General features: G+C 72.1%; 14 protein-coding genes. 4 read left to right on the forward strand and 10 right to left on the reverse strand.

Annotated elements, in window-relative coordinates; all coding sequences use genetic code 11:
• The 10 genes from J1C73_RS16290 to hisD form a co-directional block, all read right to left on the reverse strand.
• Nucleotides 1-767: ATP-binding protein (locus J1C73_RS16290; protein WP_242644265.1), on the reverse strand; the 767-nt coding region annotated here is incomplete at its 3' end.
• A 214-nt stretch (nucleotides 768-981) separates the two neighbouring features.
• Entirely contained in the window at nucleotides 982-1,911 is a 930-nt protein-coding gene (gene bdeA, locus J1C73_RS16295; protein ID WP_207317022.1) for a bis(hydroxyethyl) terephthalate hydrolase, read from the reverse strand.
• Nucleotides 1,912-2,102: 191 nt separating this feature from the next.
• Nucleotides 2,103-2,858, reverse strand: a complete 756-nt coding sequence (hisF, locus tag J1C73_RS16300) for an imidazole glycerol phosphate synthase subunit HisF (RefSeq protein WP_123469913.1) — start codon at nucleotides 2,856-2,858, stop codon at nucleotides 2,103-2,105.
• Complete coding sequence (locus tag J1C73_RS16305; protein WP_123469915.1) at nucleotides 2,855-3,253, reverse strand: RidA family protein; 399 nt, start codon at nucleotides 3,251-3,253, stop codon at nucleotides 2,855-2,857. Before J1C73_RS16305 ends, hisF begins: the two co-directional genes overlap by 4 nt.
• Entirely contained in the window at nucleotides 3,250-3,975 is a 726-nt protein-coding gene (gene priA / locus J1C73_RS16310; RefSeq protein ID WP_207317023.1) for a bifunctional 1-(5-phosphoribosyl)-5-((5-phosphoribosylamino)methylideneamino)imidazole-4-carboxamide isomerase/phosphoribosylanthranilate isomerase PriA, read from the reverse strand. The genes J1C73_RS16305 and priA overlap by 4 nt, the downstream gene beginning before the upstream one ends.
• Entirely contained in the window at nucleotides 3,975-4,616 is a 642-nt protein-coding gene (gene hisH / locus J1C73_RS16315; RefSeq protein WP_123469919.1) for an imidazole glycerol phosphate synthase subunit HisH, read from the reverse strand. The genes priA and hisH overlap by 1 nt, the downstream gene beginning before the upstream one ends.
• A gap of 8 nt (nucleotides 4,617-4,624) precedes the next feature.
• Nucleotides 4,625-4,792, reverse strand: a complete 168-nt coding sequence (locus J1C73_RS16320; protein ID WP_164494307.1) for a CG2302 family histidine operon protein — start codon at nucleotides 4,790-4,792, stop codon at nucleotides 4,625-4,627.
• Nucleotides 4,789-5,391 (reverse strand): imidazoleglycerol-phosphate dehydratase HisB, encoded by a 603-nt coding sequence (gene hisB, locus J1C73_RS16325; protein WP_207317024.1) that lies wholly within the window; start codon nucleotides 5,389-5,391, stop codon nucleotides 4,789-4,791. The genes J1C73_RS16320 and hisB overlap by 4 nt, the downstream gene beginning before the upstream one ends.
• The gene (locus tag J1C73_RS16330) at nucleotides 5,388-6,560 is read right to left on the reverse strand and encodes a histidinol-phosphate transaminase (protein WP_207317025.1); all 1,173 of its coding nucleotides are present in this window, start codon (nucleotides 6,558-6,560) and stop codon (nucleotides 5,388-5,390) included. Before J1C73_RS16330 ends, hisB begins: the two co-directional genes overlap by 4 nt.
• The gene (gene hisD, locus J1C73_RS16335; RefSeq protein WP_207317026.1) at nucleotides 6,557-7,879 is read right to left on the reverse strand and encodes a histidinol dehydrogenase; all 1,323 of its coding nucleotides are present in this window, start codon (nucleotides 7,877-7,879) and stop codon (nucleotides 6,557-6,559) included. Before hisD ends, J1C73_RS16330 begins: the two co-directional genes overlap by 4 nt.
• 177 nt (nucleotides 7,880-8,056) lie before the next feature.
• Here hisD and J1C73_RS16340 point away from each other — a divergent pair, with 177 nt between their 5' ends.
• From J1C73_RS16340 to ybaK, 4 genes are all read left to right on the forward strand, one after another.
• Nucleotides 8,057-9,658: an oxidoreductase gene (locus J1C73_RS16340; RefSeq protein WP_207317027.1), complete on the forward strand. Its 1,602-nt coding sequence runs from the start codon at nucleotides 8,057-8,059 to the stop codon at nucleotides 9,656-9,658.
• Nucleotides 9,659-9,902: 244 nt separating this feature from the next.
• A complete protein-coding gene (locus tag J1C73_RS16345; RefSeq protein WP_207317028.1) occupies nucleotides 9,903-10,940 on the forward strand; it encodes a hypothetical protein in 1,038 nt (345 codons plus the stop codon).
• Between the two features lie 5 nt (nucleotides 10,941-10,945).
• The gene (locus tag J1C73_RS16350) at nucleotides 10,946-11,689 is read left to right on the forward strand and encodes an LON peptidase substrate-binding domain-containing protein (RefSeq protein WP_123469935.1); all 744 of its coding nucleotides are present in this window, start codon (nucleotides 10,946-10,948) and stop codon (nucleotides 11,687-11,689) included.
• 22 nt (nucleotides 11,690-11,711) lie between these two features.
• Nucleotides 11,712-12,215 (forward strand): Cys-tRNA(Pro) deacylase, encoded by a 504-nt coding sequence (gene ybaK / locus J1C73_RS16355; RefSeq protein WP_123469937.1) that lies wholly within the window; start codon nucleotides 11,712-11,714, stop codon nucleotides 12,213-12,215.
• Nucleotides 12,216-12,397: the final 182 nt, after the last annotated feature.

Genomic DNA, 12,397 nt, shown 5'->3' on the forward strand with positions numbered 1-12,397 from the left:
CCGCCGAGGCGGGCGGCGTGCGCGTCCAGGACGTCCTCGCCACCGGGCAGCGGGGAGGGCAGCGCACTCCGCCCGGCGAGCTGGTCGGGGGTGAGCCGGCCGGCGAGTCCGGTGAGCAGTCGCGGGTTCCCGGCCGCCTCCCGCAGCAGTTCGCCGCGGACCACCGGGTCGACCAGGTGGTCCGCGGCGCCCGCGGCGTCGGTGAGCCGGTCCAGGAGGGCCGCCGCCGCGTCGTCGTCGAGCGGGCCGGGCCGGAGCGCGGGCAGCCCCGCGAAGCCCGCCCCGTCCCCGGCGCCGAGCACCACCGCCACCCGGCTGCCCGCGCCGAGCCTGCGGGCCGCGAAGCCGAGGGCGGCGCGCGATTCGGCGTCCCAGAGGTGCGCGTCGTCCACGCACACCAGCAGCGGCCGGTCCGCGCCGAGTTCCCGCAGCAGGGCGAGCAGGGCCGCCGGTCCGATGCCGTCGCGCAGCACCTGGTCGGGCGGCAGCGGGAGCGGGCCGGGCGCGGAGCAGAGCAGGGCGTGCAGCCCGCTGTGGGGCAGCCGTTGTTCGGCGGGGGCCGCGGTGACGGTCAGGACGGGGCCGGTGGCGCGTTCGCGGTGCGCGGCGACGGCTCTGTCCAGGAGGGCGGTGCGGCCGATGCCGGGCAGCGCGGTCAGCACCAGCGCACCGCCGTCGCCGTCGCGCAGTCGCGCCGACAGCGTGTCCAGGACGGCGAGTTCACCGCTGCGGCCGTACAGCCGGAGGGGACTGTGCACGGTCGTCATTGGGGTCACCGCCGGCACGTTACTTCCGCGTGAACGGGCTCGGAAGGTGTGCGTCCGCCGCCGCCCGGTCCGCGGCCGGTTGCGGGGCACCCTCCCAGGGCGGGCCGCGATCGGCTGTGCGCGCACACAGTGGGGCCCTGCGCCGGGAGGGGCCGGGGGCGGATGAGGGGCCGGACCGCGGTTCGCGGTCCGGCCCCTCATCCGCCGTCAGGAACTACGAGGTGTGGGGGCAGTTGCCCCGGGACTCGGCGACCGTCAGGCTCACCGCCGGCAGCGGGCACAGGAACTGCTCGTACCGGGTGTCGTTGTCGATGAAGCGCTTCAGCCACGAAATGCTGTACTTCGCGATCGTGGTGTTGGAGGAGTTCGGGGTGAAGTGCGTGGCCCCGCGCAGCTCCACGTACGCCTTGTCCAGGCTGCTCGGGAGCGACTGGTAGAACGGCTCGGAGTGGGTGGCGACGGGGGCGATCGTGTCGCCGTCGGCGCCGAAGATCAGGGTAGGGGTACGGACCTCGGGCCAGGTGGTGTCGAGGTTCCAGCCGGTCAGCGGTATCGCCGCCTTCAGCGCAGTGCGGCTCTTCGCGGCCTCCAGGGTGCCGCCACCGCCCATGGAGTGGCCCATCACGCCGAGCCGGGTGGTGTCGATCCGGCCGCGCACCGAGCTCGTCCGCGTCAGGTAGTCGAGCGCGGCCAGGAGCTGGCGGCCGCGGCTGTCGGGCTGGTCCATCGTGGTGTTGGTGTCGATGGTGAAGACGACGAAGCCCTGCGAGGCGAGCCGCGGCCCGAGCCAGGCGATGCTGGACTGGTAGGCGGTGAAGCCGGGCGCGATGGCGACCGCGCCGAAGGTGCCGTCCGCGGTCGACGTCGGGTAGTAGACCGTGCCGCCACCGAAGCCGCTGACGCTCAGCGAGGAGACGCTGGTCTGCGAGACCGCGTACGAACCGCGGCTCGCCTCGATGCTCGAACTGCTCGGGGCCGGGCCGCGCTCGTAGGGATTTCCGGCGGCCTGGGCGCCCGGCATCAGCGCGGTGCACAGACCCGCGGTGGCGACGGTGGCGGCCAGCAGGCCCTTGACGATGCGGGAGCGGCTCTTGGACATCCGGTGGCGCGGGGAGATGTCGCCGGAGGGGAGGTGCTGCTGCACGAGGGGGTCCTCTCGGTCGTGGCGGGAGCCACGCCGGGCAGGGACCGGGAGCCCGTCGTCACCTGGGGCCTTCGGGGTGCACCGCGTGGAAACCGCCGTATTTCTCTGGCGGTCGCCACTTTCGCGGTGCACCCCGGTCGCACACATCGGCAACTTCACCGGTCTTCGCGGCCGGTGACACCTGCCCGCCCTCAGCGGACCGGGTGGCCGGCCTCCCGGAGAGCGCCCTTGACCTCGGAGATCCGCAGATCGCCGAAGTGGAAGACGGACGCGGCGAGGACCGCGTCGGCTCCGGCGCCGACGGCCGGTGCGAAGTCCGCGAGCCGCCCCGCACCGCCGGAGGCGATGACGGGCACGGTCACGTGACCCCGGACGGCCGCGATCATCTCGGTGTCGTAGCCGTCCTTCGTGCCGTCGGCGTCCATCGAGTTGAGCAGGATCTCGCCCGCACCGAGCTCGGCGGCCCGGTGTGCCCATTCGACGGCGTCGATGCCGGTGCCCTTGCGGCCGCCGTGCGTGGTGACCTCGAAGGTGCCGGCGGGGGTGCGCCGGGCGTCCACGGAGAGCACCAGGACCTGGCGGCCGAAGCGCTCGGCGATCTCCCGGATCAGCTCCGGGCGGGCGATGGCGGCGGTGTTGACGCCGACCTTGTCCGCGCCGGCCCGCAGCAGCTTGTCGACGTCGTCGGTGGTGCGGACGCCGCCGCCGACGGTGAGCGGGATGAAGACCTGCTCGGCGGTGCGGCGCACCACGTCGTAGGTCGTCTCGCGGTCGCCGCTGGAGGCGGTGATGTCGAGGAAGGTCAGCTCGTCGGCGCCCTCGGCGTCGTACAGCTTCGCCATCTCGACGGGGTCACCGGCGTCGCGCAGGTTCTGGAAGTTGACGCCCTTGACGACGCGGCCGTTGTCCACGTCGAGGCAGGGGATGACTCGTACCGCGAGCGTCACCGGGCACCTGCCCGATAGGCCTCGATCTCGATCTCGACGACCAGGCTCGGGTCCACGAGACCGGACACGATGACCATGGTGGCTGCGGGGCGCACGTCGTCGAACAGCTCCTTGTGGGCGCGGCCGACGTCGTCGACGTCCCGGGCGTGCGTGAGGTACATCCGGGTCCGCACGACGTCCTCGCGGCCGAGGCCCACCTGCTTCAGCGCCTCGAACGCGACCTCGAAGGAGGCGACGGCCTGCTCGTAGGGGCCGCCGGCGGAGATCTCCCCGCCGGCCACCGAGGTGCACCCGGCCACCAGCACCAGGCCGCCCGGGAGCTCGACCGCGCGGGAGTAGCCGAACTGCTCCTCCCAGGGTGCGCCGGAGGAGATCCGGTTGACGGAGTCCGTCATGCGGCGACCGCCTTGAGCGCCTCTTCCAGGGTGAACGCCTTCGCGTACAGCGCCTTGCCGACGATCGCGCCCTCGACGCCCGCCGGGACGAGCGAGGAGATGGCCCGCAGGTCGTCGAGCGAGGAGACGCCGCCGGAGGCGACGACGGGCTTGTCGGTGGCGGCGCAGACGTTCTTCAGGAGTTCCAGGTTGGGGCCCTGGAGCGTGCCGTCCTTGGCGATGTCGGTGACGACGTAGCGGGCGCAGCCCTCGGAGTCGAGGCGGGCGAGCGTCTCGTAGAGGTCGCCGCCGTCGCGGGTCCAGCCGCGGCCGCGCAGCGTGGTACCGCGCACGTCGAGGCCGACCGCGATCTGGTCGCCGTGCTCGGCGATGACCTTGGCGACCCACTCGGGGGTCTCCAGGGCGGCGGTGCCGAGGTTGACCCGGCGGCAGCCGGTGGCGAGGGCGGCGGCGAGCGAGGCGTCGTCGCGGATGCCGCCGGAGAGCTCGACCTTGATGTCCATGGCACCGGCCACTTCGGCGATGAGCGCGCGGTTGTCGCCGGTGCCGAAGGCGGCGTCCAGGTCGACGAGGTGCAGCCACTCGGCGCCGGCGCGCTGCCAGGCGAGTGCGGCCTCCAGCGGGGAGCCGTAGGAGGTCTCGGAGCCGGACTCGCCGTGCACCAGGCGGACCGCCTGGCCGTCGCGGACGTCTACGGCGGGGAGCAGTTCAAGCTTCGGCATTACAGCGTCTCGATCCAGTTGGTCAGCAGCTGGGCGCCGGCGTCGCCGGACTTCTCGGGGTGGAACTGGGTGGCCCACAGCGCGCCGTTCTCCACGGCCGCCACGAACCGTTCACCGTGCGTGGCCCAGGTGACCCTGGGGGCACGGATCTTGGCGTTGGTGACTTCGAGGGACCACTCGTGCGCCGCGTACGAGTGCACGAAGTAGTAGCGGGCCTCGGGGTCGAGTCCGGCGAACAGCCGGGAGTCCTCGGGGGCCTCGACGGTGTTCCACCCCATGTGCGGGACGACGTCGGCCTTGAGCGGGCCGACGGTGCCCGGCCACTCGTCGAGTCCCTCGGTCTCCACGCCGTGCTCGATGCCGCGCTCGAAGAGGATCTGCATGCCGACGCAGATGCCCATGACGGGGCGCCCGCCGGAGAGCCTGCGGCCGATGATCCATTCGCCGCGGGCCTTCTTCAGGCCTTCCATGCAGGCGGAGAACGCGCCGACGCCGGGCACCAGCAGCCCGTCGGCGTTCATCGCCGTGTCGAAGTCGCGGGTGATCTCGACATCGGCGCCGACCCGGGCGAGGGCGCGCTCGGCGGAGCGGATGTTGCCGAAGCCGTAGTCGAAGACGACGACCTTCTTCTTGGTGTCCACGCCCGCCCCTAGTCCCAGAGTCCCTGGATCCGCATGACGCCTGCGACCAGGCACATCACGGAGCCGATTCCGAGCAGCACGATGACGCCCTTGGGCATGCCCTGCTTCGAGAAGGAGTAGACCCCGCCGGCCAGGAAGAGGCCGACCAGGATCAGGATGGTGTTGAGGCCGGTCACAGCGCGCCCTTCGTGGAGGGGAGGATTCCGGCCGCGCGCCCGTCGCGCTCGCTGGCGTAGCGCAGGGCCCGGGCGAGCGCCTTGAACTGGCACTCCACGATGTGGTGGGCGTTGCGTCCGTACGGGACGTGGACGTGGAGGGCGATCTGCGCCTGGGCGACGAAGGACTCCAGGATGTGCCGGGTCATCGTCGTGTCGTACTCGCCGATCATCGGCGCCATGTTCTCGGGCTCGGTGTGCACCAGGTAGGGGCGGCCGGAGAGGTCGACGGTGACCTGGGCGAGCGACTCGTCCAGCGGGACGGTGCAGTTGCCGAAGCGGTAGATGCCGACCTTGTCGCCGAGGGCCTGCTTGAAGGCGGCGCCGAGCGCGAGGGCGGTGTCCTCGATGGTGTGGTGCGAGTCGATGTGCAGGTCGCCGTCCGTCTTGACCGTGAGGTCGAAGAGTCCGTGGCGGCCGAGCTGGTCGAGCATGTGGTCGTAGAAGCCGACCCCGGTCGCGACATCGACCTTGCCGGTGCCGTCGAGGTTGATCTCGACGAGCACGGAGGTTTCCTTGGTGGTCCGCTCCACTCTTCCTACGCGGGCCTCGCGAGTCATGCGTCGTGCTCCTTCTTGGCGATCTCATTTACAAGCGTGCGTACCGCATCGAGGAACGCGTCGTTCTCTGCCGGGGTCCCTGCGGAGACCCGCAGCCATCCCGGTACGCCGTTGTCCCGGACCAGGACGCCCCGGTCGAGGATGTGCTGCCAGGCCGCGTGGCTGTCGGCGAAGCGGCCGAACTGGACGAAGTTGGCGTCCGAGTCGGTGACGTCGAAGCCGAGAGCGCGCAGCTCGGTGACGATCCGGTCGCGTTCGCTCTTGAGCTGGGCGACGTATCCGAGGAGCGTATCGGTGTGCTCCAGGGCGGCGAGCGCGGTGGCCTGGGTGACGGAGGACAGGTGGTACGGGAGACGCACCAGCTGGACCGCGTCCACGACGGCGGGGTCCGCGGCGAGGTAGCCGAGCCGCAGTCCGGCGGCGCCGAACGCCTTCGACATGGTGCGCGAGAGCACCAGGTGGGGGCGGCCCCCGATCAGCGGCAGCAGTGACGCGTGGTGGCTGAATTCGCCGTACGCCTCGTCGACCACGACCATCGACGGCCGAGCGGCCTGCGCGGCGTCGTACAGCGCGAGGACGGTCTCGGCGTCGACGGCGGTGCCGGTGGGGTTGTTGGGCGAGGTGATGAAGACGACATCGGGGCGCTCGCGCGCGATGACCGCGCGGGCCGCGTCCACGTCGATGGTGAAGTCGTCGTTGCGCGGCCCGGAGATCCAGCCCGTTCCGGTGCCGCGGGCGATGAGGGCGTGCATCGAGTACGAGGGCTCGAAGCCGATCGCGGTGCGTCCGGGACCACCGAAGGTCTGCAGCAGTTGCTGGAGCACCTCGTTGGATCCGTTGGCCGCCCAGACGTTGGCACGGGTGACCTGGTGCCCGGCGGTGCGGCTGAGGTAGCGGGCGAGCTCGGTGCGGAGCTCGACGGCGTCCCGGTCGGGGTAGCGGTTGAGGTCGCGGGCTGCCTCGCGGACCCGTTCGGCGATCCGGTCGACCAGTGCCTCGGGGAGCGGGTAGGGGTTCTCGTTGGTGTTCAGCCGGACCGGTACGTCGAGCTGGGGCGCCCCGTACGGGGACTGGCCGCGCAGTTCGTCCCGGATCGGGAGGTCGTCCCAGGCGTTGCGGGTGGTGCCGCTGTGCGTACCGCCGGCGTTCGTGGTGCTGTCGTCTCTCACTGCTGCGGGACCTTCCAGCCGAACCTGGCCTTGAGCGCGGCGCCGTGGGCGGGGAGGTCCTCCGCCTCGGCGAGGGTCACGACGTGGTGCGTGACCTCGGCGAGCGCGTCGCGGGTGTAGTCGACGATGTGGATGCCGCGCAGGAAGGACTGCACGGACAGGCCCGAGGAGTGGCAGGCGCAGCCGCCGGTGGGCAGTACGTGGTTGGAGCCGGCGCAGTAGTCGCCGAGCGAGACCGGGGACCAGGGGCCGACGAAGACCGCTCCGGCGTTACGGACCCGGTCGGCGACGGCGGCGGCGTCGGCGGTCTGGATCTCCAGGTGCTCGGCGGCGTACGCGTCGACGACCTTGAGGCCGTCCTCCAGGTCGTTGACCAGGACGATCGCGGACTGGCGGCCGGCCAGCGCGGGCTCGATCCGGTCGGTGACGTGCTTGGTCGCGGCGACCTGCGGCTTCAGCTCGGCCTCGGTGGCGGCGGCGAGCTCCTCGGAGTCGGTCACCAGCACCGCGGCGGCCATCGGGTCGTGCTCGGCCTGGCTGATCAGGTCGGCGGCGACGTGCACCGGGTCGGCGGCGGAGTCGGCGAGGATCGCGATCTCGGTGGGCCCGGCCTCGGCGTCGATGCCGATGCGGCCCTTGAGGAGGCGCTTGGCGGCGGCGACGTAGATGTTGCCGGGGCCGGTGACGAGGTTGACCGGCAGGCACTCCGCCGTTCCGTACGCGAACATCGCGACGGCCTGGGCGCCGCCGGCCGCGTACACCTCGTCGACGCCCAGCAGGGCGCAGGCCGCCAGGATCGTCGGGTGCGGCAGTCCGCCGAACTCCTTCTGCGGCGGGGAGGAGACGGCGATGCCCTCGACGCCCGCCTCCTGGGCCGGGACGACGTTCATGACGACGGAGGACGGGTAGACGGAGCGCCCGCCGGGCACGTACAGCCCGACGCGCTCGACCGGCACCCACTTCTCGGTGACGGTGCCGCCGGGGACGACCTGGGTGGTGCGGGTGGTGCGGCGCTGCTCGCGGTGGACGAGGCGGGCGCGGCGGATCGACTCCTCCAGGGCGGCGCGCACGGCGGGATCGAGCCGCTCCAGCGCCTCGGTGACCGCCTCGGCCGGGACCCGGATCGAGCCGATCCGCACCCCGTCGAATTTCTCCCCCCAGTCGATCACTGCCGCCGAGCCACGATGGCGTACGTCCTCGCAGATGGGCCGCACCGTCTCCAGGGCGGCTTCCACGTCGAACTCGGCACGGGGCAGCAGGTCGCGCAGGGCGCCACCCTCGGGGAGGGCATCGCCGCGCAGATCGATTCGAGAGATCACACCGCAATTCTCTCAGACCGCCCCAGACGCCCGGACGCCCGTATCACTGGCTGATACATGCCCTCGCTGTCACGGCTGACTATTAGCGTTCATATGGTCACTCAGAGGGAATAACGGGGTTACCGACCGGCCCCCTTTGTGCCGGTCGGTCCAAGGCTCCGAGCGGAAGGGGCGTCGGTGACCGAACCGCACGACGGGGATTTCCCGGACGGTCTCAGCGCGGCCGAGCTGGGCATGTGGCAGTCCTTCAGGAACGGGACCACCTACGATCTGCGCGCCCGTGACACGGCGCTCAACGATCCGTTCGCCCCGCTCGCCTGGGGCCTGGAGCGCAGCGTGGACGCCCGGGTCGTCGCCCGGCTGCTGCTGAGCGGCCCGAAGGCCAGGCCCGGCCGGGTGGCCGCGCTGAAGCTCCGGGGCTTGCGGATCACCGGGAAGCTGGATCTCGCGGGCGGGCGGGTCGATCCGTACGTGGAACTGACCGGCTGCCGCTTCGAACAGGAAGTGGTGCTGCCCGAGTGCCACTTCACGACATTGCGGATGGTCGGGTGCGCGATTCCACGGCTGGAGGCGGCCCGGCTGCGCACCGAGGGCGATCTGCATCTGCCGCGCTGCCGGGTCGAGCGGGGCATCCGCCTCACGGACGCGCAGATCGGCACGGATCTGCTGATCAACCAGATCGACATCGGCCCCGACCGGCAGGGGCGGGCGTTCATCGGCGACGGGCTCGCCGTCGCGCAGGACCTCCAGGCCGAGATGATCGAGACGCTCGGCGAGCTGAGCCTGCGCGGGGCGAAGGTCGGCGGTTCGCTGAGCCTGCGCGGCAGCCGGCTCCGGGCCACGCAGGGGCTCCGGGCGCTGAACGCCCCGCAGCTGAGCGTGGAGCGGACGCTGTACATGAGCGAGGCGTGGGTCAGCGTGGACACCGGGAACCAGGGCAACACCCCCCCGTACGGGATCGTCACGTCCCCGACGCCTGCGCACGGCACCCGCGCGCAGGTCTTCCGGTGCCGGGGCGGGGTCCGGCTGGACGACGGACGGTTCGGTGACGCGGTCGATCTGCACAAGGCCGTCTTCGTCCTCGTCGGCCACGAGGAGCTGTCGCTGCGCCGGATAGTGGCTCCCGAACTGAGGTTCAACCCGGAACGCCCGGCCCAGGGCCGGGTGGTGCTGAACGGGGCGAAGATCGTCACGCTGATCGACGTGTCGACCAGCTGGCCCGGTCCGGGCGGCCTGGCGATGGGCGGATTCGTGTACGAGAACCTCGTCCCGTACGGGCACTTCCCGCTCTCCCGGCGCCTGGAGTGGGTGGCGGCGGCGACCCCGGAGTACGTGCCGGAGCCGTACGAGCGGCTGGCCGCCGTGCTGCGCAGCAGCGGCGAGGACGCGGACGCCCGCGAGGTGCTGCTCGCCAAGCAGCGGCGGCGCCGCGAGACCCTGCCGCCCGCGGCGAAGCTCTGGGGCTATCTCCAGGACTGGACGGTGGCGTACGGCTACCGGCCGGGGCGGGCCGCGGTGTGGATGGCGGTGCTGTGGGCGGCGGGAGCGGTGGCCTTCTCGCAGTACCGGCCGGCGGCGATCAAGGGGAGCGAGCATCCGGAGTGGAACCCCGCGCTGTACGCGCTGGATCTGCTGGTGCCGGTGATCAATCTCGGCCAGGACGGCTACTGGCTGATGGAGGGCGGCTGGCAGTGGGTGGCAGCCGCCCTGATCCTGCTGGGTTGGATACTGGCCACCACCGTCGCGGCAGGCGCCTCACGGCTGCTGCGCCGCAGCTGACCGCCGAGCGGCTCCACCCCGCCTCCGCAGCCGGCCTCCACCCGTTCCACGAACGGGTGGAGCGGTGTCCGAGCGCATACCCACCGCCCGGAGCACACCACGCCCCTCTACCCCCGGAACGACAGGAACAGGCCAGATTCCACGATTTCCTTTACTCTTTCTTGTCCATCCCCGGGGCAACCCATTCACTCGGCACCAAAGTTTCACAGCGCCCCTCTGGCGCCGCCCCGACCAGCGCTTTTCAATGGTCTGCACCATGCCTTTCCTCCGCGCTCTGCTCCGTACCGCGCGCATGATCCGGCACACCCCGGAACTGTCGGCCGGGTTGCCCGCGGACCATGCGGTGATGCTCGACGCCCCCGACGAGAAACTCTCGCCCGCGCTGGTCGCCGCCGCGCTCGGGGAGTACGAACCGGCCGCGAAGCTGCTGGCCACCACCCGGGACGCGGGCGAGTGGGAGTGCCGGGACCGCTATCTGCACCGGCTCGTCGCCTTCGCCCGCAGCCGGGACGGCTGGCTGGGCGACTGGCTGGCCGTCGCCCCGCACGACCCCGACGCGCTGCTCGTCAAGGCCCAGCTCGCCCTGTCGCGCGCCTGGGAGTCGCCCGCCCGCGCGGAGCAGCTGCGCGAGGTGGGGCCGATGATCACGGCCGCGGCGGAGTGCGATCCGCGCGATCCGGTGCCCTGGCGCCTCGCGCTCGACCACGCCCGCGGCACCCATGCCACGCACACGACGTTCGAGGCGCTGTGGGAGCAGGCCATACAGCGCTCCACGCACCACTACGGCTGCCATGTCGCCGCCCTCCAGTACCTCTCCGCCGCCTGGTACGGCTCGCACCGCGAGTGCTTCGACTTCGCCGAGCGCGCCGCCGAGGACTCGCTGCCCAGTTCCCTGGTGCAGGCACTGCCGCTGCGGGCGGCCTTCGCCGTGCTGACCGAGGGACCGGACGTGCGGACCACCTCGGTGCAGGTGGAACGGATCGACCGGGCTGCGGATCTGGCGATATCCCTCTCCGTCTCCTTCGAACCCAACGACCCCTGGCCGGCCGAGGTCCGCAATCTGCTCGCGTACGTGCTGGTCGTACGGGGACGCTGGGACGAGGCACTGGAACAGTTCCGGCGGATCGGACCCCACGCCGCCTCGTTCCCGTGGTCCTCGGTGTCCGACGATCCGCTCGGCAGGTTCCTCGACGCACGCGACGGCGCACGGCTCCAGGTGGCGTCCGTGACGCCCTTACGACACCGGGCCGACCGGGGACGGACCCGCGGCCATTACGCTTGACCGTTGTGACCACCGCCCGCCTGCCTCTGTTCCCGCTGAACGCGGTGCTGTTCCCCGGCCTCGTGCTGCCGCTTAACGTCTTCGAGGAGCGTTATCGCGCCATGATGCGCGAACTGCTGAAGACCGATGAGGACGAACCGCGCCGCTTCGCCGTGGTCGCGATCCGCGACGGCCGCGAGACCGCCCCGACGGCCGCCGGAATGCCGGACCCGGGGCGCGTTCCCGTCGAGCGCGGCCCGGCGGACGGTTTCGGCCCCGATCCCCTCCAGACGTTCCACCGGGTGGGCTGTATCGCCGACGCGGCGAAGATCCGGGAGCGGTCGGACGGCAGCTTCGAGGTCCTCGCGACCGGCACCACCCGTGTCCGGCTGCTCTCGGTGGACGCGAGCGGCCCCTGTCTGACGGCCGAGCTCGAAGAGCTGGAGGAGGATCCGGGCGAGGACGCGGGTGCGCTCGCCGAGGGCGTCCTGCGGGCCTTCCGCAGCTACCAGAAGCGGCTGGCGGGCGCGAGCGAACGCTCCCTCACCACCGGCGCGGACCTGCCCGACGACCCGTCCGTCGTCTCGTACCTGGTCGCCGCCGCGGCCGTGCTGGACATCCCCGCCAAGCAGCGTCTGCTCCAGGCCCCGGACACCGCGACCCGGCTCCGCGAGGAGCTGACGCTGCTGCGTGCCGAGACCGCCGTCATCCGGCATCTGCCGTCGCTGCCCGCGGTGGACCTGACCCGCGCCCCCACCTACCCCAACTGAGCGACCGGAGGGCCACTCCCCCGTGGCGAAGAAGGCGAAGAAGCAGCACCAGTCCGGCGGCACCCCGGCCACGGTCGCGCTGACCGCGGCCGGCACGCCGTTCACGGTGCACGCCTACGAGCACGACCCGGCGTCGGCCTCCTACGGCGAGGAGGCGGCCGAGGCGCTGGGCGTCTCCCCCGACCGGGTGTTCAAGACCCTGGTGGCCGACGTGGACGGCCACCTGACCGTCGCTGTCGTCCCGGTCGCCGGCTCCCTGGACCTGAAGGCCCTCGCCTCGGCGGTCGGCGGCAAGCGGGCGACCATGGCGGACCCGGCGGCGGCGGAACGGACCACGGGCTACGTCCGGGGCGGCATCTCCCCCCTGGGCCAGCGCAAGCGGCTTCCCACGGTGCTGGACGCGTCGGCGCGAACCCACGGGACGATCTGTGTCTCGGCGGGCCGCCGAGGCCTGGAGGTCGAGCTGTCCCCCGCGGATCTGGCGTCGCTGACCGGCGCGGTGTTCGCGGCGATCGGCCGCGGCTAGGAACTACGGAGGAGGGACACCCAAGCCCGTCCCCCGTTCGAGAACGATCCCTTCAGCCCGCCCGACGCTTGAGGGCGAGCCAACCCAGCCGTCCGGCGCTCGAGGCCGAGCCAACCCAGCCCTTCCGGCGTTCGAGGACAAGCCCTCCCAACCCGTCCGGCGTTCGAGGACAAGCCCTCCCA

It is taken from the genome of Streptomyces laculatispora, from assembly GCF_017353455.1.
Taxonomy (GTDB): Bacteria; Actinomycetota; Actinomycetes; order Streptomycetales; family Streptomycetaceae; genus Streptomyces; species Streptomyces laculatispora.